We start from the raw sequence: 20,381 nt of genomic DNA, 5'->3' as shown, positions 1-20,381 counted from the left end.
CAGCATTGGCGCGGGGTGGAGCAGCCCGGTAGCTCGTCAGGCTCATAACCTGAAGGCCGCAGGTTCAAATCCTGCCCCCGCAACCAATCCCACACATACCAAACCGCTTCAGGACATCCTGAGGCGGCTTTTTTATGCCTGTTTTACAGGGCTTACGCCCCAGGCGCGTCGTCTCAGATAGCGCTCAACGGACTCGAAGTCCGCTACGCGACCAGGCGGCAGAAGGACTACAAGCTCGCCGACGGCGAGGGCCTGTACCTCCTCGTCCGACCCAACGGCTCGAAGCTCTTCGGCTAACGACCCCCGTACGGCGCCGAAGGACCGGAGCGGGGGACCAGACGGCAAGGACGGCGTGGAGGGGTCGCAGGTTGGACCTGCCCAGCTACCGCGCTCGGCGCTGGTGCCCTCGAAGGGTGCTTCACGCGGCCCTCGATCTTCGGGGCGAGGTCGGACATGCGAACGCACGCGCATCCATGCAAGGATGCGCGTGCGTCGCGTTCGACGACGACCCTGCGCCCGTCGTCAGGCGCCTTGCCATCCTCCACCGGTCGCGCCGATCAGGCGGATACAGGCATCGAGTCGTCGGGTTTGCAGGTCGAGTGCCTTACGCCGCGCCTGCAGCGCCGAGGCCTGCGCGGTCGCGACGTCGAGATATGTGACCACGCCCTTCTCGTAGCGATTGAGCGCCAGGTGCTCGGCGTCGCCTGCCAAGCGGACGGCATCTGCCTGGGCATCTGCCTCGTCTCCGAAGTGATGCAACTGGGCCAGTCCGTCCTCGACCTGCTGAAACGCGGTGAGCACGTGGCCGCGATAGTCGGCAGTTGCCTCGGTCCAGCGGGCGCGGGCGGCGGCGAGTTCGGCCTTGCGCCTGCCGCCGTCGAAGATCGACAGGATCGCGCTCGGGCCGATCGACCACAGCGTGTTCGGCGCGGCGACCAGCCCGGCCAGCGCGGTGTTCTGAACCCCGCCGCTACCGCCGAGCGTGATCGACGGGAAGAAGGCCGCGCGGGCAACGCCGATGCCCTGATTGGCGGCGAACATCCGGCGTTCGGCAGCGGCGACATCCGGCCGGCGCTGCAGCAGTGTCGAAGGCAGGACCGACGGCACGGCCGGGATCGCCGGCTGACCGGCTGCAGGGGCCAGCGAAAAGGCGCTCGCGGGCTGTCCGACCAGGCTGGCGATGGCGTGCTCGACCAGCGCCCGCGACGCTGCGATATCGGCAAGCTGCGCGCGGGCATCGGCGAGCAGTGCGCCGGCGCGGGCCACGTCGATGCCGGAGGCGATGCCGCCGGCAAAGCGCCGGCGGATCAGCGCATCGGCCTGGGCATAGGCATTCACCGTATCGCCGAGCATCTGCGCCTGCGCATCGAGCCCGCGCAGCTCGACATAGCGCTGTGCCAGCTCGGTTTCGAGCGCGAGCCGGATCGCGGCGAGGTCATCGCCGCTCGCCTGCGCTTCGGCGCGGCCGGCGGCAACGCGGGCATGCAGGCCACCCCACAGATCGGGCTCCCAGCCGATGCCGGCGGACAGCGTGTCCGCCGCATAGACATCGGGCTGGTTGCTGCCGCGCAAGGGCCGGTTGTCGGACTGGCGGTTCTGGGTCACGTCGGCCCGCACGCCGATGCTGGGCAGCAGCCCCGCGCCGGCCTGGCGGACATAGGCCCGTGCCGCCTCGTAGCGGCCGAGCGCGCCTTGCAGCGTGGGATTGTCGCTGGCGACCTTGCGCTCGAGGCCGTCGAGCACCGGATCGGCGAAGATCGTCCACCAGCGGCCATCGGCGGGCAGTGCCGGGGCGGCAAGGGTCCAGGGACCAGCCTCCTTGAATGCGGGCGGGGCGGGGACCACGGGCGGGCGATAGGCCGGCGTCGTACCGCACCCCGACAGGGCGGTGGCGACGGCGAGGCAGGCGAGGGTCAGGCGCTTACGCATGGCTCTGCTGCACCCGTACCAGTTCGCCGTCGCTCACCGAGTCCGGCGGATTGTCGATGACGCGGTCGCCGGGCTTGAGGCCGCCCAGCACTTCCACCGTCGGTCCGAGATCGCGGCCGATGGTGATCGCTTGCAGGTGGACATGCCCGTCCGGGCTGACCAGCGCGACACGGGCGCCCTGGGCACGGAACACCAGCGCACTCGACGGGACCTGCACCGTGCCCGCTTGCCCGGCGACGTTGAATCCGACCTTGGCATAGCCGCCGGGCTTGAGCAGCGCGCCGGGATTGTCGGTGACGAGCTGCACCTGGAAGGCACCGCTCTGCTGGCTGATCGCGCCGGACGCGCCGACCACCTGTGCGGTGAAGCTGCGGCCCGGATAGTCGGGGACGCTGAGCGTCGCCGCGAGGCCGGGGTGGATCGCCGAGGAATAGACCTGCGGGACGCTGACATAGATGCGGATCTTGCGCACATCGGCGACCGAGAAGAGCGGCTGCTGGTTGCCGCTGCTGGGACCCACGAGATCGCCGATATCGGCGGCGCGCTGCGTCACCACGCCGGCAAAGGGCGCGCGGACCGTGGCGAAGCCCTTCATCGCGAGCAGGCGGCCGAGATTGGCGCGGGCGGCGTTCACCGCCGCGTTGCGCACCGCCAGCTCGCCGTTCTTCTCGTCGGCCTCCTGCTGCGAGACCGAATGGGTGGTGAGCAGGTCGTTCCAGCGCGCGGCCGTGCTCCTGGCGAGGCCGGCATTCGCAACGGCGCTGGCGAGGTCGGCGCGCGCCTGGCCGATCTGCTGGTCGAGTTCGGGCGTGTCGATCTGCGCGAGGGGAGTGCCGGCCGCGACGGTGGCGCCGATATCCTTGTCCCAGCCGCGGACATAGCCGCCGACGCGGGCATAGAGCTTGGCGGCATCCCACGCCTCCATGGTGCCGGGGAGGCTCAGCGATCCGCTGGCCGCAGCGGCCTGGACCGGCACCAGGTGGACGACGGGGATCGAGCGGGCGTCGGACCAGTGCTGGGCGGCGCCGGCATCATCGGCGCGGCGCATCGTGCCGAGCGCGATCACCGCACCGGCGATCACCACGGCGGCGATCCCGGCCGTCTTCAATCCGCGCGGGGCGTGGGTCTGGGGGGAGAGGGGGGCTTCACTCTGCATAAACAAGGTCCTCGGCTGCGAGGTCGGAGGGGTGACGGAGCTTGTCGCGGCGGTGCGCGATGCTGAACACGACGGGGACGAAGATGAGCGTGGCGAGGGTCGCGCAGATCAGGCCGCCGATCACGGCGCGGCCGAGCGGCGCGTTCTGCTCGCCGCCTTCGCCCAGGCCCAGCGCCATCGGCGCCATGCCGATGATCATGGCGAGCGCGGTCATCAGCACCGGGCGGAAGCGGGTGGCGCCCGCCTCCATCGCCGCTTTCAGCGCGTCGCCGGTTGCGGCGAGCCGCTCCCGGGCGAAGCTGACGACCAGCACCGAGTTGGCGGTGGCGACGCCCATGCACATGATCGCACCGGTGAGTGCCGGCACGGACAGCGGCGTGTGGGTGGCGAACAGCATCCAGACGATGCCTGCCAGCGCGGCGGGCAGCGCGGAGACGATCACCGCCGGATCGATCCACGACTGGAAGTTGACGACGATCAGCAGGTAGATCAGCACCACCGCCCCGGCGAGGCCGAACAGCAGCCCGGAGAAGGCGGTGTTCATCGTCTCGACCTGGCCGCGCAGCGCGACGGTGGCGCCCTTGGGCCGCTGGCCTTGGGTCTCCTTGATCACCTTCTGGATGCCGGCCGCGACCGCGCCGAGGTCCCGGCCCTGCGTCGTCGCATAGACGTCGAACACCGGCTGCACCGCATAGTGCGAGACCACCGCCGCGCTCGGCTCGCGATGGAGCGTACCGATGCCGCCGAGCAGCTGGGCGTTGCCCTGCGTGCCGGTGACCGGCAGGTTCTGCAGGTCGGACATGGTATCGATCCGGTACTGCGGCGCCTGCACGACGATCGGGTAGGACACGCCGTTCTTCGGGTTGAGCCAGAAGGCGGGCGCCACCTGGAAGCTGCCGGCAAGGTTCACCGACAGGCTCTTGGTCACGTCGTTCTCGGTGATGCCGACGCGATCGGCCTGGGCGCGGTCCACGTCGAAGGCGAGTTCGGGATAGTCGTTCGCCTGCTGCACGCGCACGTCGGCGATGCCCGCGACATGGTTCATCTTCTCGGCGAGCAGATGGGCATAGGCTTCGTTGGCCTTCTTGTCCGGGCCGGCGACCTGCACGTCGATCGGGGCCGGGGCGCCGAAGTTCAGGATCTGGCTGATGATGTCGGCCGGCAGGAACGAGAAGGTGGAGCCGGGGAACGCCTCGGGCAGCGCCTTGCGCAGCGCCTTGACATAGCCGTCGGTCGGCTTGTGCTCCTTGGACAGGGTGATCAGGATGTCGCCGTCCTGCGGACCGATGCCGCCGGTGTTCGAATAGGCGCGGTTGATGCCGCTGACCGGCAGGCCGATATTGTCGACGATCGACACCAGCTGGTCGGGCGGCACGACGCCGCGGATGCGGTCCTCGATCCGGTCGAACAGCGCCGCCGTTTCCTCGATGCGCGTGCCGACCGGCGCGCGGACGTGGAGGTTGATCTGCCCGGCGTCGATCGAGGGGAAGAAGGTCTGCCCCAGCATCGGGATCAGCGCGAAGGATGCGAGCACCACCAGCAGGAAGGCGGGCACGAACGCCTTGCGCCGGGCCAGCGCGAAGCCGAGCAGCGCGAGATAATAGCGGCGAACGCCCTCGAAGCGCTGCTCGAACCCGTGCTGGAAACGGCGGAACGGATTGCGGCTCTTCGGTGTGCCGGCCATCGAATCATGGCTGGCCATGTGCTCGGCGGTGTGTGTGCCGGCATGCTGGCGGAGCAGGAAATTGCCCATGGTCGGCACCAATGTGCGGCTGAGCACGAAGCTTGCGATCATCGCGAACACCACCGCCTCGGCCATCGGCGCGAACAGGAAGCCGGCGACGCCCGGCAGGAAGAACATCGGCAGGAAGGCGATGCAGATGCACAGCAGCGAGACGAAGGCGGGCTGCACGATCTGCCGCGCACCGTCCAGGATCGCGTCGCGCACCGTCTTGCCCTGTTCGAGGTGCCAGTTGATGTTCTCGATGGTGACCGTCGCGTCGTCGACCAGGATGCCGACGGCGAGCGCCAGACCGCCCAGCGTCATGATGTTGAGCGTCTGCCCGGCGGCGGCGAGGCCGGCGACCGCCGCCAGCACCGCCAGCGGGATCGAGGCGGCGATGATCACCGTCGAGCGCCACGAGCCGAGGAACAGCAGGATCATCATGCTGGTCAGCGCCGCCGCGATCGCCCCTTCGCGCACCACGCCGTTGACCGCCGCCTTGACGAACAGCGACTGATCCGAAAGCGGCAGCACCTTCAGGTCGGGCGGCAGCGTCTCGGCGAGCTTGGGCAGCAGCGCCTTGACCCCGTCGACGATGGCGATGGTGGAGGCCGCGCCGCTCTTCAGGATCGTCATCAGCACGGCGCGGTGGCCGTCGACACGGACGATGTTGCGCTGGGGCGGCGAGCCGTCATGGACATGGGCGACGTCGCGCATCAGCACGGTGGCGCCGTCGACGGTCTTGATCGGCAGGTCGTTGAGCTGGTCGATCACCTGCGGCGCGTTGTTCAGCCGGATGTTGTATTCGTAGCTGCCGATCTTGGTTGTGCCGGCCGGCACGATCTGGTTCTGCTGCGCAAGCGCATTGCCGACGTCGGTCGCGGAGAGATGGTGCGCCTGGAGCGCGGCCGGATCGATGTCGATCTGGATCTGCCGCTCCTTGCCGCCATAGGGCGAGGGCACGGCGGCGCCCCCGACCGAGGCGAGTGCCGGACGGATCGCGTTCTGACCGAGGTCGAAGATCTTGGCTTCGGACAGCGTCTTGGACGAGAGCGCCAGCTGCACGATCGGCACGGTCGAGGCGTTGTAGTTGAGGATCAGCGGCGGGGTGATGCCCGGTGGCATCTGCTTGAGCACGGTCTGGCTCATGCTCGTCACCTGCGCGGTGGCGGTGCGGATGTCGACGTTCGGGCGGAAGAAGATCTTGACGATGCCGATGCCGGAAAGGCTCTGGCTCTCGATGTGATCGATGTCATTGACCGTCGAGGTCAGCTGCCGCTCGTAATAATAGACGACGCGGCCGGACATCTCCTCGGGCGGCAGACCACGATAGGTCCACACCGCGGCGATCACCGGGATCTTGATGTCGGGGAAGATATCGGTCGGTGTCGTCAGCGCCGCCACGCCGCCGCCCAGCACGATCAGGATCGCGAGGACGACGAAAGTGAGCGGCTTGCTGAGCGCGATGCGGATGAGATGGAGCATGGGCAGCCTGCACAACGGGAATCCGAGTGCCGGCACTGGGCGCAGGGGGTGGGTAGGGACGCCACAGCACCGGCGACGGCCCATCTGCTCCCGCCCGACGCCGATGGCGAATTAAATGAATTTCACCCCTGGGGCGCGCGCAGTGCGATGCGGGCGATCAGGCCGGGCGCTGCGTCGTCGAACGCGAGGCTGAACCCGTGCAGATGCACGATGGCGCTGACTACCGCGAGCCCCAGCCCGGTCCCTTCGACTCCGGCGGCCCCGCTGGCCCGGTGGAAGCGGCGCAGCACCGCCTCGCGCTCTTCGGCGAGGATGCCGGGGCCGTCGTCGATCACCTCGATGACCGGGCCCTCCTCGCGTTCGAGGAGCCGCAGCGTCACCCGCGATCGCGTGAACTTGATGGCGTTGTCGAGCACGTTGCCCACCGCTTCGAACAGCAGTTCGCGGTCCGCCACGACCAACGGCTGGCCGCGCAGGTCGGTGGCAAGAGCGATGCCGCGCTCTTCGGCCAGCGGCTCGTACAACTCGCCCAGTTCGCGCAACAGCGTGTGGAGGTCGACGGGTGCCATGCCCGCGCGGCGGCCGCTCGCCTCCAGCTCGGCGATGCGCAGCAGTGCGGCGAAGCGATCCACCACCGCATCCAGATCCTCGATCGCCCGTTCGGTCACGCCGCGCGCCGCTTCGGGCAGCTGGGTCTCCTGGCGCATCCGGTGCAGCGTCGCGCGCACCCGGGTGAGCGGGGTGCGCAGATCGTGCGCAATGGCGTCGGTCGCGTTCTTGACCTGTGCGACGACATGCGCCACTTCGTCGAGCATCAGATTCACCGTCACGGCGAACTGGTCGAGCTCGTCCCGGCGACCGGCGACGGGCATGCGGTGGCTGAGGCCCCCGGCGGCGATGACATGGCTGGCCCGTTCGAGGTCGCGGACGCGCCGCAGCGGTCCGATGCTGAGCAGCATCGCCGCCGCCACCACCATCGCAGTACCGCCGAGGCCACTGACCAGCAGAATCTGCAGAAGCCGGATCCGTAGATCCCGGATCGGCGAGATGTCCCGCCCCATCAGGATCGTCTCGCCCGCCATCGTGCGCACGGCGAGGACGCGGAGCGGCCCGTGCACGCCGGGCACGGCGGCAACGGCATAGGGCGTGCCGATACGGCGGGGGGCAGGGAGGGCGATGTTGCCGACGACCTGCTCGCCGTCCTGACCCAGCAACGCGAAATAGTTGAGACCGGGGGTCGCGTTGGCGATCTCGGCGCGGACATGCTCCGGCAGCGCCGCCGGTGTGGAGGCGAGCAGGCTCTTCGCCCGCGTGAAAAGGATCTGGTCGCTGCGCGCGGTGAGCTCGTGCGCGGTGAAGAAATAGCTGGTCGCCAGCGTGACCCACAAGGCGGCGAGGAATACGGATCCGAGCAGCAGCGTCAGCCGAAACGGAGTCGTGGCGCGCACGTCGCGCCAGCGCAGCCGGTCAGACGGCATCGAACCGATAGCCTTCGCCCTTCACCGTCGCGATCGCCGAGGGACCTTCCGGCAGGTCGAGCTTGCGGCGCAGCCGGGCGACATGAACATTGATCAGGTTCGCGCCGGGATCGAAGTGATAGTTCCACACCTGCTCGAACAGCATCCGCCGACTGACCGTGGCGCCGGCGTTGCGCATCAGGAATTCGAGCAGCTTGAATTCCATCTGGAGCAATCGCACCGGGGTGCCGCGGACTCGCGCTTCGCGGCGGAGGAGATCGAGCTGGATGCTGCCGACCTGCAGCACCGTTTCGGGCGACTGCTGGGTACGGCGGAGCAGCACTTCGATACGCACGGCTAGCTCGCTCGGCGCGAAGGGCTTGATCAGATAGTCGTCGCCCCCGGCGCGGAGCCCGGCGATGCGCTGGTCGACGTCGCCCAGGGCGCTGACCATCAACACCGGCGCCTGGACGCCGCGTTCGCGCAGCCGGGCGAGCAATGCGAGGCCGTCCATGTCCGGCAGCAGTCGATCGAGCGTCATGGCGTCGGGCACAGGGTCCCGCGCCGCGTCGAGTGCCGCAGCGCCTGTCCCTGCGACGGTAACCGCATGCCCGTGCGCGTGGAGTTCATGGGCGATCGCCTCGGCAGTTGCGCTATCGTCTTCCACCACCAGTATGCGAGCCATGCGATCACCATAGAGAGCGCAGGGTCTTAGGCAAAGCGCAGATATGCCGGTGGTAGCCCCCCTGCCGGTCCGCGGCGCGCCTACGGACTAGCCGGTGAAGCGGCGGATCGTCGCGCGGAACAATGCGCGATCGGCGCGCGAGAAATAGAGCCAGATCCGGCCGTGATCGAGAACCACCGAGGCCGCGAAGGCGATGTCGGTATCCATGCGATTGGGGGCGGGGGGCGGCGCGATCAGCGGTTCGATGCAGCGGTCCGTGACGCGGGTATATTCGGCATCGAAGGCGACCCATCCGATCCGCCAGCGCGCATCCTGGGTCGCGCCGTTGTAGAACATCACCGGTTGCGCCTTGTCGTCGGTCAGAAGCGGTCCGGTCGAGAGATGGAAATTGTCCCACGCGTCGGCCCGCGGCGCAAAGGGTTGGCGGTCGTGATGCCACGGGCCCGCAACACCCGGGGCGGTGGCGAGGCCGATCAGCGACGCGTCGTGCGCGGCATATTCGTAGAACAGCCGCCAGGCACCCGCTCGGGTCCGATCGACCGTCGCTTCCTTCACATTTCCTTGCGAGGGGCTGGAGGCCATGGCCACGCCGCGCTTCTGCAGCCGGTCCATGCCGGGGCCGACGGCATAGAGAAGCTCCCCGTGCGCGCGCGGCGCGTCCACGCCCGTATAATAGACCACATAGCTGCCGTCCGGCAGCATGACGACCGTGGGGTCCTCGCAGCCTCCGGCATCCTCGGCGGCGGGGCCGGGCACGAGCGCCGGCGCGTCGGTGGCGGTGAAGGTCAGTCCATCCCCGCTCGTGGCATACCAGATCGTGCCGGTATCGCCTTCCTCCCCCATCTTCGGCACCGCACGGACCATCATCGCGAACGGATGCCGGTCGCCGGTCTTCCAGACATAGGGGCTCATCAGGTCCCGCTGCGTCACGGCGTCCGGCCCGTGGAGGATCACGGGTTCGATCTTTTCCACGTTGAAGTCGAGCTGCGCCATGTCAGGCCCCCAGCGCCTGTTCGAGCACCAGCCCGCCATCGATGGTCACGATCGCGCCCGTGATATACTGGGCGGACCTGGAACACAGGAAGACCGCAAGGTCCGCAACTTCCTCGGGGCGACCCGCGCGCCCCCAGGGGATGTGCGCCTCCGCTTCGGCCCGATAGGACGGATCACGCTCGGCTTTGGCGTTCATCGGCGTCAGGATCATGCCGGGCGCAATCGCATTCACGCCGATCTGGAGCGGCGCGCACTCGATCGCCATCGTCCTGGTGAGATTGTCGAGCCCGGCCTTGGCGGCGCAATAGTCGGCTCCGCCCATGCGCACCGCGGTCGCGTGGATCGAGCTGATGTTGACGATGCGGCCCGGTCTGCCGGCGTCGCGCAGCCCGCGCACGAACGCCCGCGAGGTAAGGAACGCACCGGTCAGGTCGGAACGGATCGTCCCCAGCCACTGGTCGAGATCCATGTCGACGACGGGGATGCCGTGCATGTTGACGCCCGCGGAGTTGACGAGGAGATCGATCAGCCCGATCGCGTCGCGGGCTTGCGCGAAGGCCCTGCCTACCTGCGCCTCGTTCCCGACATCCGCTTGCACGGCAATGGCGCGGCGACCGGCAGCCCGAACGATCGCGCACACGCTCTCCGCCGCTGCTGCATCCTGATGGTAGAGGATGGCGACCTCGGCTCCGGCCGTTGCCAATGCCGCCGCGCAGGCCGCGCCGATCCCCGATTCCCCGCCCGTTACCAGCGCAACGCTGCCGTCCAGTGCACCCATGAGAACCTCCGATCGGATGGCTCAACGAGGCGGGCGTACAGAGGTTCACGCGCGATCCGGCGGATCGCCGCGCGGCGATCGGGGATCTGCCCAGGGCCTCCCGTGCGGAAGCCCTGGGGATGGGTGTCGTTACTTGCAGCTGTCGCCCGCGCCGGCATCGATATCGAGGCAGCGGCCGTCGATCTCGACCGGCACCGGCACCTTGATCAGCGCGGCCAGCGTCGGCGCGATGTCGACCGTTTCGACCGACAGCGGCTGTTCGAAGCCGGTCATGCCCTTGCGCCAGAACAGGATCGGCACGCGGCGATCATAGTCCCAGAAGCTGCCATGCGTCGCGACATTGCCCGTGCCCGGATCCAGGATCGGCGTGACGCGCGGCTTGAGCGCGACGACCAGGTCGCCCGAACGCTCCGGCGTGTACGAGGCGCGGGCGCGTTCGAGCAGCGTCCAGGTCTCCGGCGGGGTGTGAACGATCGGCGTCGCCTCGATCTGCGCGCGGGTGAACACTGCCTGCACCTGCGGGTTGGCGGCATAGAGCTTCACGGCCTCGGCCAGCACCGCGGCGCGCTTCGCCTGCGGCACGGCGGGGGAGACATAGACGTCGCCGCTCGGCCCGCCGACCAGCACTTGCCCTGTCAGGCCCAGCTTGCCGGCCAGCGCGCGGCTGATGTTGGTGGTGGTCACGTCGGCGGTGATGCGCTGCTCGGTCGGCGCGCCATGTTCGCGGTGGCGCTCGGGCAGGTCATGGCCGCCATGGTCGGCGGTCAGCACCACCTGATAGTCGACGCCCGTCCGATCCAGCGCGTCGAACAGCCGGCCCAGCGTCTGGTCGAGCGAGAAGAGCTGCAGGCACATCTCGCTGCCCTCGGTGCCATAGGTGTGGCCGACATAATCCGTCGCCGATGCCCCGAGGATCAGCAGGTCGGTATGGCCCTGCTGGCCGAGCTTCATGTCGGTGGCGAGCTTGGCGCCGAGCGCCAGCACCGCATCGTCGAACTCGGGCGAGATGCGGAAGGCCTTGGAATCGCCGGCGGCACGCGCGAAGCGGCCGTCGCCGACGGTGCGGGTGGCGCTCACCGGGATGGCGCGGCTGCGAGCCTTGCAGAAGCCCGGCAGGTCGAGCGCGGGCTGCGCCTCGGCGATGCGCGCAGTGGTCGCGGCGTTGATCCTGGTCACCGCCTCGGGGGCGGTGCGGCCGGCGTACGACACGAACGCCTTGCCGTCCCACCACCAGAGCTCGTCGACCTTGTGGCCGCCCATCATCACCGCCGCGCGGTCCTTGCCCGCGACCGAGACGACGCGCGACTGGGGATCGGCGGCCTTCATCCACTCGCCGAGCGTCGGCACCTTCAGATGCTTGTCGGAGACGGTATAGTGGTCCGAATTTGTGCCGGGGACGCTCTCGTCCTCGGCGCAATAGACGCGCTTGTCGGCGCGCGGCGCGGCGAAATCGGTCCAGTCATTGGCGATGATGCCGGTGCGCGACGGATGGTCGCCGGTGAGGATCGTCGAGTGGCCCGGGCAGGTCTCGGTCGCGGCATGGCTCTGATAGCCGGCCGGGAACACCGCCCCGGTCATCAGCCGGGCAAAGCCGCTGGTGAACTGGCTGCGATATTCGGCGAACAGATCGGCCGAGAACTGGTCGACCGAAATCACCACCACCAGCTTGGGCGGCGTTGCCGGCAGGGCTGGCGCGGGCGCGCTCTGCTGGGCGAGAGCGGGGGTGGCAGCCAGCGCAAGGGCGGCGGCGAAGGGGGCAAGCAGTTTCATTCGGGGCCGGCTCCGGGCACGGGTGGACGTTGGTACACCCAGCTATTGTCGAACGCAGCGAACTGGGCAAGGACAGCGCCATGGCCCAGCTTCGTTTCGCTTTGATGTCGCTTTTCCTGCTCCTCGGTACCGTCGTGCCGGCGGCGGCGCAGGGCTTCGCCAAGGGGCCCCATGTCCGCAGCGAACTGGTGGCCGAGACGGCGACCCCCAAGGCGGGGAGCGACGTGACGCTGGCGCTGGTCTCCACGCCCGATCCGAAATGGCATGCCTATTGGCAGAACCCCGGCGATGCCGGGCTGCCGGCCGAGGCGCATTGGACGCTGCCGGCGGGCGCGCGGGCCGATGACTTTCGCTACCCGGTGCCGCAGCGGCTGCTGATCGCCGGGCTGATGAACTATGTGTATGAGGGCACCTTCGTCCGGCTGACGAAGCTGCACATACCGGCGGGGGCGACGGGCAGTTTCCCGGTCAAGCTCAAGCTCGACTATCTGGTCTGCACCGATACGCTGTGCGTGCCCGAGAAGGCGGCGTTGGAGACCAGCCTGACCATCGGCGACGGGGCGATCGATCCCGCGACCCGCGCCAAGTTCGACGGCTGGCGGGCGAAGCTGCCCAAGCCGCTGAGCACGCCGGCGACTTTCCAGGCCGAAGGCGGCACGCTGCGGATCGCGGTGCCCTATCCGGCGGGCGCGGCGGCGAAGGACGTGTACTTCTACCCGCTCACCGCCAACACGGTCGAGTATGCCGCGCCGCAGACGGTGGCCCGCGACGGCGACCGGCTGGTGCTCGAGACCAAGTCCCGCACCGCCCCCGCTGCGCTGGAGGGCGTGCTGGCAATCGACGGGCAGGGCCTCACCGTCACCGCCAGGCCGGGCGCGGTGCCGCCGGTCAAGCCCGCCAGCGCCGCGACGCCCTGGCTGGCGGCGATCGGCGCCTTCTTCGCGGCGGTGCTGGGCGGGCTGATCCTGAACGTGATGCCCTGCGTCTTCCCGATCCTCAGCCTCAAGGCGCTGAGCCTCGCCAAGGCCAATGACGACCAAGGCAGTCCGCGCGCCGAGGCGCTCGCCTATACCGCCGGCGTGGTAGCGGTGTGCCTGGCGCTGGGCGGACTGCTGCTCGGGCTGCGGGCGGCGGGGGCGACAGTGGGCTGGGCCTTCCAGCTGCAGGACCCGCGGGTGATCCTGGTGCTGCTGCTGCTGGTCGCCGCCATCGCCTTCAACCTGGCCGGGCTGTTCGAAATCACCACCCCCGCCTTCGTCAATCGTGCGGCGAGCAAGGGCCATGGCGGTGCCTTCGCCACCGGCGCGCTCGCGGCGTTCATCGCCACGCCGTGCACCGGGCCGTTCATGGCCTCGGCGCTGGGCGCGGCGCTGGTGCTGCCCTGGTTTGCCGGGCTGGCGATCTTCGGCGGCCTCGGCCTCGGCATCGCGCTGCCGTTCCTGCTGCTCGGCTTCGTCCCCGCCTTCCGCCGCAAGCTGCCCAAGCCGGGCGCCTGGATGGCGACCATGCGGCATATCCTGTCGATCCCGATGTTCCTCACCGCGCTGGCGCTCGCCTGGGTGCTGGGCAAACAGGCGGGAGTGGACGGCATGACTATCGGGCTCGCCGCCACGCTGCTGGCGACGCTCGGCCTGTGGTGGGCGGGTGCCCGGCAGGCCAAGGGCCGCAGCCGCGCCTGGCTGCCGGCGGTGCCGTTGGTGCTCCTCGCTTTGGGTGGCGTCGCCCTGGTCCGTCCGGCCCCGGCGGGCGGCGCGCCGGCGGCGATTGCCGGGGCCGAGCCGTTCAGCGAGGCTCGGCTCGCCGAACTGCGGGCGCAGGGGCGGCCGGTCTTCGCCTATTTCACCGCCGACTGGTGCCTGACCTGCAAGGTCAACGAGAAGGCGGTGATCGAGACCGCGGCCGTCGAGCAGGCGCTGCACGACGGCAAGGTCGCGGTGCTGGTTGGCGACTGGACCAACGGCGATGCGACGCTCGGCCGCTTCATCGAGGCACACAACCGCGCCGGGGTGCCGCTCTATCTCTGGTACAAGCCCGGGCAGGATGCCCCGGAGGTGCTGCCGCAGGTCCTGACCCAGGACCTGCTGGCGAGCCGCGCCAAGGGTGGGTGAGGGACGCCTCCGACACCCAAACACCGTCATCCCCGCGGAGGCGGGGATCCATTTGCCAGGACGGCGCAGCTCTTTCTGTGAGGCACAGGCCAATGGATCCCCGCCTTCGCGGGGATGACGCGGTAGGTTGGAAAGCGGTGTAGCCACACACAGCCTCTCAGCGCAGCGTCTTGATGATCCCCGAAAAGTCGAGACCGGCGCCTTCGCCGTCGACGAACGCGGCATAGAGCTGCTCGGCGCGCTCGCCCATCGGCACCTGCGCGCCGACGCTGGCGGCGGCTTCCATCGCCAGCTTGAGGTCCTTGAGCATCAAGGGCGCGGCGAACCCGCCCTGATAGTCGCGATCCGCCGGGGTTTCCGGGCCGACGCCGGGGACCGGGCAATAGCTCGTCATCGACCAGCTCTGGCCCGAGGAGACCGAGGCGATGTCGAAGAAGCGCTGCTGGTCGAGCCCCAGCTTTTCGGCGAGCGCGAAGGCTTCGCAGGTGGCGACCATCGTCGCGCCGAGGATCATGTTGTTGCAGATCTTCGCCGCCTGGCCCGCGCCGCCGGCGCCGGCATGGATCACGGCCTTGCCCATGTCGCTCAGATAGGGCTCCGCCCGCTCGAACGCGGCGACGCTCCCGCCGACCATGAAGGTAAGCGTGCCGGCCGTGGCTGCGGCGATCCCGCCCGAGACGGGGGCATCGACCGCGAGCAGCCCGCGCTGGGTCGCCGCCTCGGCAACGCGGCGGGCCGTGGCGACGTCGATCGTCGAGCAGTCGATCAGGATCGCGCCGGGCTCGGTATGGTCGAGCAGCGTCTCGGTGTAGAGCGCTTCCACATGGCGCCCGGCGGGCAGCATGGTGACGACCGCCTCGGCGCCGGCGATCGCCTCGGCGGCGTTGGCGGCGGGCAGACAGCCGGCCTTCTTCGCGCGCTCCAGCGCCTCTGCCGACAGATCGAAGGCGCGGACGTCGTGGCCGGCCTTGGCGAGGTTCGCCGCCATGCCGCCGCCCATATTGCCCAGGCCGATAAATGCTACGCGTGCCATTCTTTAGCTCCCCTCCCGCTTGCGGGAGGGGCTGGGTGGGCACTCCCTCTCCACAGGCGATGGTATCGCGGATGCCGGGGGCCCACTCCCCGGCCCCCTCCCGCACGCGGGAGGGGGAGTGGTTCAGTGCCTCAACGCCCGGACCAGTTCCCCGGACGCTTCTCGACGAAGGCCGTCATGCCTTCCTTCTGGTCCTCGGTGCCGAACAGCGCGTGGAACAGGCGGCGCTCGAACTGCACGCCCTGGGCGAGGCTGGTCTCGAACGCGACGTTGACCATCTCCTTGTTCGCCTTCACCGCCAGCGGCGGCATCGCGGCGATGGTCGCGGCGGTCTTGACCGCCTCTTCCACCAGCTCCGCCGCAGGGACGATGCGGCTGACCAGCCCGGCGCGCTCGGCTTCGACGGCGTCCATCATCCGGCCGGTGAGGCACATCTCCATGGCCTTGGCCTTGCCGACCGCACGGGTCAGCCGCTGCGAGCCGCCCATGCCGGGCGAGACGCCCAGCTTGATCTCGGGCTGGCCGAACTTGGCGGTGTCCGCCGCAAGGATGAAGTCGCACATCATCGCCACTTCGCAGCCGCCGCCCAGCGCATAGCCCGATACGGCGGCGATGATCGGCTTGCGGGTGCGGGTGAAGGCGTCCCAGCCGGCGAAGAAGTCATGGCCGTACATGTCGGCGAACCCTTGCGCCTGCATCTCCTTGATGTCGGCGCCGGCCGCGAACGCCTTTTCGCTGCCGGTCAGCACCGCGCAGCCCTGCGCCGGGTCGGTATCGAAGGCGCGCATCACGTCGAGCAGTTCGCGCAGCACCTGGCTGTTGAGCGCATTGAGCGCCTTGGGGCGATTGAGCGTGATCAGCGTGACCGCGCCGCGCGCTTCGACGAGGAGGGTTTCGTAGGAAGACATGGGCTTCTCCGTTCAGGGCGCCCAGGCCGCGTCTGCGGCCAAGGGCGCGAAGATGGCGTCGATCGCGGCGCTGTCCACCGCTTCCGGCGTGGCTGGCGACCAGCGCGGGGCATGGTCCTTGTCGACGATCACCGCGCGCACGCCCTCGGCGAAATCGGGCAGGCGGCAGACGCGGGTGGCGACGGCATATTCCTGCGCCATCTCGGCGGCGAAATCGGGCATGGTGCGCCCCTCGCGGACGATCCGCAGCGAGACTTTGCAGGCCTGGGGCGACTTGGTGCGCAGCGTGGCAAGCGTGGCGGTCGCCCAGTCGCTGCCTTCTGCCTCCAGCGCGGCGAAGATCTCCTCCACCGTCTCGCCGGCGAACAGCCGGTCGATCTCGGCATAGTGCGCGAGGATCTTCGCGATCGGCGGCTCGATCGACAGGTCGGTGAGGATCGCCAGCACCTTGTCGGGGGCGGTGGCGATCTGCGCCTTGGCGGAGTCCAGCGCCTCGGCGGGCAGGTACTGGGTGGCGAGGCCGAGCGCGAGGCATTCGGCGCCGTCGAGCCGGTGGCCGGTCAGCGCGAGATATTCGCCCATCCGCCCGGGCAGGCGGGAGAGATACCAGCCTCCGCCGACGTCCGGGAACAGGCCGATGCCGGTTTCGGGCATGGCGAACTTGGTGTTCTCGGTCGCGACGCGGTAGCGCGCCGGCTGCGAGATGCCGACGCCGCCGCCCATCACGATGCCGTCGGCGAACGCGACGATCGGCTTGGAATAGGTGAACAGCCGGTGGTTGAGGCGGTATTCGAGGCGGAAGAAGTCGGCGGCTTCGGCACCGTCGCTCGCGCCGCTCTCGGCGATCATGCGGATGTCGCCGCCCGCGCAGAAGCCGCGGCCCTCGGCATGGTCGAGCAGCACGATGTGGACGGCGTCATCCTGCTCCCACGCGTCGAGCGCGTCGAGCATCGCCCGGCACATCGCGGTGTTGAGCGCGTGCAGTGCCTTGGGGCGGTTGAGGCGGAGACGGGCGACCGGGCCTTCGATGGCGGTGAGGAGGTCCATCACAATCCTCCCCGAGCGATTTCAAAACCAACGCGCTCCAACAGACCCTCGTCATTCCCGTGAAGGCGGGAATCCATTCGCCTGTGCGCTGGGGGAAGGAGCCTCAACATCAGCGCCAATGGATCCCCGCCTTCGCGGGGATGACGGCGGGAGTAGCGGGGAAGCAGGGTATCTCCGGGGCCCCGAAAGTTCCGAAAGTTCCGGGAAAGCGACATCAACCCGGCTTCCTCCCCAATGGCTGCCGCGCACGCGGCGGAACGAAGCATAAACATGCTGGTGTAGGAAAGCATTTTCCGCGTCAGTCCTTCAGCAGGTCGCGGCCGACGATCATCCGCATCACCTGGTTGGTGCCCTCGAGGATCGAGTGGACGCGGAGATCCCGCCAGAAGCGCTCGATCGGATAGTCCATCAGGTAGCCATAGCCGCCATGCAGCTGCAGCGCGCGGTCCACGACTGCCGAGCCGGTGTCGGTCGCCAGCCGCTTGGCCATCGCGGCGAAACGGGTCTTGTCCGGCGTGCCGGCGGTCACCTTGGCGGCGGCGAGGTAGAGCAGGGCGCGCGCCGCCTCCAGCTCGGTCGCCATGTCGGCGAGCAGGAACTGGGTGTTCTGGAAGTCGGCGATCGCCTTGCCGAACTGGCGGCGCTCCTGGGTGTAGCGGATCGTCTCGTCGAGGCAGCGCTGCGCGCCGCCCAGCGAGCAGGCGCCGATATTGAGGCGGCCGCCGTCGAGGCCCATCATCGCGATGCGGAAGCCTTCGCCCTCGACACCGATCAGGTTCTCGGCAGGCACGCGGACATTGTCGAGGATCACTTGCGCGGTCGGTTGGCTGTGCCAGCCGAGCTTGCGCTCCTGCGCGCCGAAGCTGACGCCCGGCATGTCCTTCTCGATCGCGAGGCAGGAAATGCCCTTGGGGCCGTCCTCGCCGGTGCGGACCATGGTGAGGTAGAGGTCGTTTGCGCCGCCGCCCGAGATGAACTGCTTCGAGCCGTTGACGACATAATGGTCGCCGTCGCGCACCGCGCGGGTCTTGAGCGCGGCGGCGTCCGAGCCCGAGCCCGGCTCGGTGAGGCAGTAGCTCGCCAGCCGGTCCATGGTGACCAGGCTGGGAAGATACTTGTCCTTGACCGTCTGGCTGCCGAACCGGTCGATCATCCAGGCGGCCATGTTGTGGATCGAGATGAACGCGGAGGTCGAGGGGCAGCCATAGGACATCGCCTCGAAGATCAGCGCCGATTCGAGCCGGCCGAGACCGATGCCGCCGGACTCTTCGGACACGTAGATCGCCGCGAAGCCGAGCTCGGCGGCGGCCTTGATCGTCTCGCGCGGGAAGAGGTGCTTCTCGTCCCATTCGGCCGCATGCGGGGTGATCGCATCGGCGGTGAACTTCTGCGCCATCTCCTGGATCTGGCGCTGGTCGTCGGTGAGGTCGAACTGGTGGGTCATGGGTTCAGCCGTGTTGGATCTGGGAAGATCCTCCCCGAAACGGGGAGGGGGACCATTCGCGCAGCGAATGGTGGAGGGGGAGTGCAGCGAGGGAGTTCGGTGCGGAGGTCCCCCTCCACCACGCGGCTGCGCCGCGCGGTCCCCCTCCCCGTGCCGGGGAGGATCGAGAGGAGGCCCACCACCCCCATCACCCCATGGTCGGAATGACGAAGGCGTTGGCCGCGTCGCCTACGCCGCCGTCGGGCCAGCGCTGGGTGACGGTCTTCACCTTGGTCCAGAAGCGGACGCCTTCCATGCCGTGCTGGTTGACGTCGCCGAAGGCCGAGCGCTTCCAGCCGCCAAAGCTGTGATACGCCACCGGCACCGGGATCGGCACGTTGATGCCGACCATGCCGACATTGACCCGCGCCGCGAACTCGCGCGCGGCATGGCCGTTGCGGGTGAAGATCGCGACGCCGTTGCCGTACTGGTGCTCGCTCGGCAGGCGCAGCGCGGTCTCGAAATCGGGGGCGCGGACGATCTGGAGGACCGGGCCGAAGATCTCCTCCTGGTAGCTCTTCATCGCCGGCGTCACGCGGTCGAACAGCGACGGGCCGATGAAGAAGCCCTGCTCATGCCCCTGCAGCTGGAAGCCGCGGCCGTCGATCACCAGCTCGGCGCCTTCGTCGACGCCGGTCTGGATCCAGTTCTCGACGCGGGCCTTGTGCGCGGCGTTGACCACCGGGCCGTACTGCGCCTCGGCATCGGTGGAGACACCCACCCGCAGCGCCTCGATCGCCGGGATCAGCTTTTCGCGGAGCGCATCGGCGGTCTTGTCGCCGACCGGCACCACCACCGGCAGCGCCATGCAGCGCTCGCCGGCCGAGCCGAACGCTGCGCCGGAGAGATCGGCCACCACCTGGTCGAGATCGGCGTCGGGCATGACGATGCCGTGGTTCTTGGCGCCGCCCATCGCCTGGACGCGCTTCCCGGCTGCGACGCCGCGCTGATAGACATAATGGGCGATGTCCGACGAGCCGACAAAGCTCACCGCGCCGATCGCGGGGTGGTCGAGGATCGCGTCGACCATTTCCTTGTCGCCCTGCACCACCTGCAGGATGCCTTCCGGTGCACCCGCCTCCAGCATCAGCTCGGCGAGGCGGACCGGCACCGAAGGGTCGCGCTCGGAGGGCTTGAGGATGAACGCATTGCCGCAGGCGATCGCCACCCCGAACATCCACATCGGGATCATCGCCGGGAAGTTGAACGGGGTGATCCCCGCGCCGATGCCGAGCGGCATCCGCATCGAATAGACGTCGATGCCCGGGCCGGCGCCCTGGGTGTACTCGCCCTTGAGCGCGTGGGGGATGCCGCAGGCGAACTCGATCACCTCGAGCCCGCGCTGGATGTCGCCCTTCGAGTCCGCGATCACCTTGCCGTGCTCGGAGGAGAGCATATGGGCGAGCGCGTCCATGTTCGCCTCGACCAGTTCCTTGAAGCGGAACATCACGCGGGCACGGCGCTGCGGGTTGGTCGCGGCCCAGCCCGGCTGCGCCGCCATCGCGGCGGCGATGGCGCGGTCGAGATCGGCGGCGGTGCCCAGCGTCACCTGCGCCTGCACGGCGCCGCTATTGGGGTCGAAAACGTCCGAGCGGCGGCCGGCACCGGCCCCTTCCGCTCCTGCGATCACATGGTCGATGACACGCATTGCTACTCTCCTGCGGATCGGCTGAACGCCGACTCATCTGTTGTAATTAAATTGCGCAATGGCACAGCGCCTTTGCGATGTCACCCCGGGCGTTCGGGACGGGTTGACCTACCCTCTCGCGTCATCCCCGCGCAGGCGGGGATCCATTGGTGGGAACGCTGCGGCGCAATCCCCGGCG

Annotated in this window: 14 protein-coding genes and 1 tRNA gene; 2 read left to right on the top strand and 13 right to left on the bottom strand. The window is 69.1% G+C overall.

The window, feature by feature from the left end:
- Positions 1-9: 9 nt before the first annotated feature.
- Positions 10-86 (top strand) — tRNA-Met (locus tag QZ814_RS17945).
- Positions 87-522: 436 nt separating this feature from the next.
- On the opposite strand, the gene QZ814_RS17940 is transcribed toward QZ814_RS17945, so the two are convergent.
- The 8 genes from QZ814_RS17940 to QZ814_RS17905 form a co-directional block, all read right to left on the bottom strand.
- On the bottom strand, positions 523-1,929 hold the full coding sequence (locus QZ814_RS17940) for an efflux transporter outer membrane subunit (protein WP_294334812.1): 1,407 nt from the start codon (positions 1,927-1,929) through the stop codon (positions 523-525).
- Positions 1,922-3,085 carry an efflux RND transporter periplasmic adaptor subunit gene (locus tag QZ814_RS17935; protein ID WP_294334811.1) on the bottom strand — a complete coding sequence of 388 codons (1,164 nt, stop codon included), beginning with the start codon at positions 3,083-3,085 and terminating at the stop codon, positions 1,922-1,924. The genes QZ814_RS17940 and QZ814_RS17935 overlap by 8 nt, the downstream gene beginning before the upstream one ends.
- Positions 3,075-6,293, bottom strand: a complete 3,219-nt coding sequence (locus QZ814_RS17930; RefSeq protein ID WP_294334810.1) for an efflux RND transporter permease subunit — start codon at positions 6,291-6,293, stop codon at positions 3,075-3,077. Before QZ814_RS17930 ends, QZ814_RS17935 begins: the two co-directional genes overlap by 11 nt.
- A 122-nt stretch (positions 6,294-6,415) precedes the next feature.
- Entirely contained in the window at positions 6,416-7,771 is a 1,356-nt protein-coding gene (locus tag QZ814_RS17925) for a HAMP domain-containing sensor histidine kinase (protein ID WP_294334809.1), read from the bottom strand.
- On the bottom strand, positions 7,761-8,435 hold the full coding sequence (locus QZ814_RS17920) for a response regulator transcription factor (RefSeq protein WP_294334808.1): 675 nt from the start codon (positions 8,433-8,435) through the stop codon (positions 7,761-7,763). The genes QZ814_RS17925 and QZ814_RS17920 overlap by 11 nt, the downstream gene beginning before the upstream one ends.
- 87 nt (positions 8,436-8,522) lie before the next feature.
- Entirely contained in the window at positions 8,523-9,428 is a 906-nt protein-coding gene (locus QZ814_RS17915) for a glycosidase (RefSeq protein ID WP_294334807.1), read from the bottom strand.
- A 1-nt stretch (position 9,429) separates the two neighbouring features.
- Entirely contained in the window at positions 9,430-10,206 is a 777-nt protein-coding gene (locus tag QZ814_RS17910; protein WP_294334806.1) for an SDR family oxidoreductase, read from the bottom strand.
- 129 nt (positions 10,207-10,335) lie between these two features.
- Entirely contained in the window at positions 10,336-11,976 is a 1,641-nt protein-coding gene (locus tag QZ814_RS17905; RefSeq protein WP_294334804.1) for an alkaline phosphatase family protein, read from the bottom strand.
- 80 nt (positions 11,977-12,056) lie between these two features.
- Here QZ814_RS17905 and QZ814_RS17900 point away from each other — a divergent pair, with 80 nt between their 5' ends.
- Positions 12,057-14,084 (top strand): thioredoxin family protein, encoded by a 2,028-nt coding sequence (locus QZ814_RS17900; RefSeq protein WP_294334801.1) that lies wholly within the window; start codon positions 12,057-12,059, stop codon positions 14,082-14,084.
- A gap of 157 nt (positions 14,085-14,241) precedes the next feature.
- Here QZ814_RS17900 and mmsB read toward each other — a convergent pair whose 3' ends face one another.
- The 5 genes from mmsB to QZ814_RS17875 all read right to left on the bottom strand — a co-directional run bounded on the left by mmsB (position 14,242) and on the right by QZ814_RS17875 (position 20,203).
- Positions 14,242-15,117, bottom strand: coding sequence for a 3-hydroxyisobutyrate dehydrogenase (gene mmsB / locus QZ814_RS17895; RefSeq protein WP_294334799.1), 876 nt, complete (start codon positions 15,115-15,117; stop codon positions 14,242-14,244).
- A gap of 131 nt (positions 15,118-15,248) precedes the next feature.
- On the bottom strand, positions 15,249-16,025 hold the full coding sequence (locus QZ814_RS17890) for an enoyl-CoA hydratase (RefSeq protein WP_294334797.1): 777 nt from the start codon (positions 16,023-16,025) through the stop codon (positions 15,249-15,251).
- 12 nt (positions 16,026-16,037) lie between these two features.
- Complete coding sequence (locus QZ814_RS17885) at positions 16,038-17,078, bottom strand: enoyl-CoA hydratase/isomerase family protein (RefSeq protein ID WP_294334819.1); 1,041 nt, start codon at positions 17,076-17,078, stop codon at positions 16,038-16,040.
- 292 nt (positions 17,079-17,370) lie between these two features.
- Positions 17,371-18,516, bottom strand: coding sequence for an acyl-CoA dehydrogenase family protein (locus tag QZ814_RS17880; protein WP_294334795.1), 1,146 nt, complete (start codon positions 18,514-18,516; stop codon positions 17,371-17,373).
- Positions 18,517-18,703: 187 nt separating this feature from the next.
- Positions 18,704-20,203: a CoA-acylating methylmalonate-semialdehyde dehydrogenase gene (locus tag QZ814_RS17875; protein ID WP_294334793.1), complete on the bottom strand. Its 1,500-nt coding sequence runs from the start codon at positions 20,201-20,203 to the stop codon at positions 18,704-18,706.
- Between the last annotated feature and the right edge of the window lie 178 nt (positions 20,204-20,381).

This window comes from uncultured Sphingomonas sp., from assembly GCF_913777625.1.
Lineage (GTDB): Bacteria > Pseudomonadota > Alphaproteobacteria > Sphingomonadales > Sphingomonadaceae > Sphingomonas.
Note: the sequence above shows the minus strand (reverse complement) of the source record. Positions and strands in the feature narration are given on the sequence as shown.

What these genes read in the sequence shown, in the direction of transcription:
- QZ814_RS17940 (WP_294334812.1), bottom strand. Translation starts at nt 1,929, where the DNA reads ATGCGTAAGCGCCTGACCCTCGCCTGCCTCGCCGTCGCCACCGCCCTG.
- QZ814_RS17935 (WP_294334811.1), bottom strand. Translation starts at nt 3,085, where the DNA reads ATGCAGAGTGAAGCCCCCCTCTCCCCCCAGACCCACGCCCCGCGCGGA.
- QZ814_RS17930 (WP_294334810.1), bottom strand. Translation starts at nt 6,293, where the DNA reads ATGCTCCATCTCATCCGCATCGCGCTCAGCAAGCCGCTCACTTTCGTC.
- QZ814_RS17925 (WP_294334809.1), bottom strand. Translation starts at nt 7,771, where the DNA reads ATGCCGTCTGACCGGCTGCGCTGGCGCGACGTGCGCGCCACGACTCCG.
- QZ814_RS17920 (WP_294334808.1), bottom strand. Translation starts at nt 8,435, where the DNA reads ATGGCTCGCATACTGGTGGTGGAAGACGATAGCGCAACTGCCGAGGCG.
- QZ814_RS17915 (WP_294334807.1), bottom strand. Translation starts at nt 9,428, where the DNA reads ATGGCGCAGCTCGACTTCAACGTGGAAAAGATCGAACCCGTGATCCTC.
- QZ814_RS17910 (WP_294334806.1), bottom strand. Translation starts at nt 10,206, where the DNA reads ATGGGTGCACTGGACGGCAGCGTTGCGCTGGTAACGGGCGGGGAATCG.
- QZ814_RS17905 (WP_294334804.1), bottom strand. Translation starts at nt 11,976, where the DNA reads ATGAAACTGCTTGCCCCCTTCGCCGCCGCCCTTGCGCTGGCTGCCACC.
- QZ814_RS17900 (WP_294334801.1), top strand. Translation starts at nt 12,057, where the DNA reads ATGGCCCAGCTTCGTTTCGCTTTGATGTCGCTTTTCCTGCTCCTCGGT.
- mmsB (WP_294334799.1), bottom strand. Translation starts at nt 15,117, where the DNA reads ATGGCACGCGTAGCATTTATCGGCCTGGGCAATATGGGCGGCGGCATG.
- QZ814_RS17890 (WP_294334797.1), bottom strand. Translation starts at nt 16,025, where the DNA reads ATGTCTTCCTACGAAACCCTCCTCGTCGAAGCGCGCGGCGCGGTCACG.
- QZ814_RS17880 (WP_294334795.1), bottom strand. Translation starts at nt 18,516, where the DNA reads ATGACCCACCAGTTCGACCTCACCGACGACCAGCGCCAGATCCAGGAG.
- QZ814_RS17875 (WP_294334793.1), bottom strand. Translation starts at nt 20,203, where the DNA reads ATGCGTGTCATCGACCATGTGATCGCAGGAGCGGAAGGGGCCGGTGCC.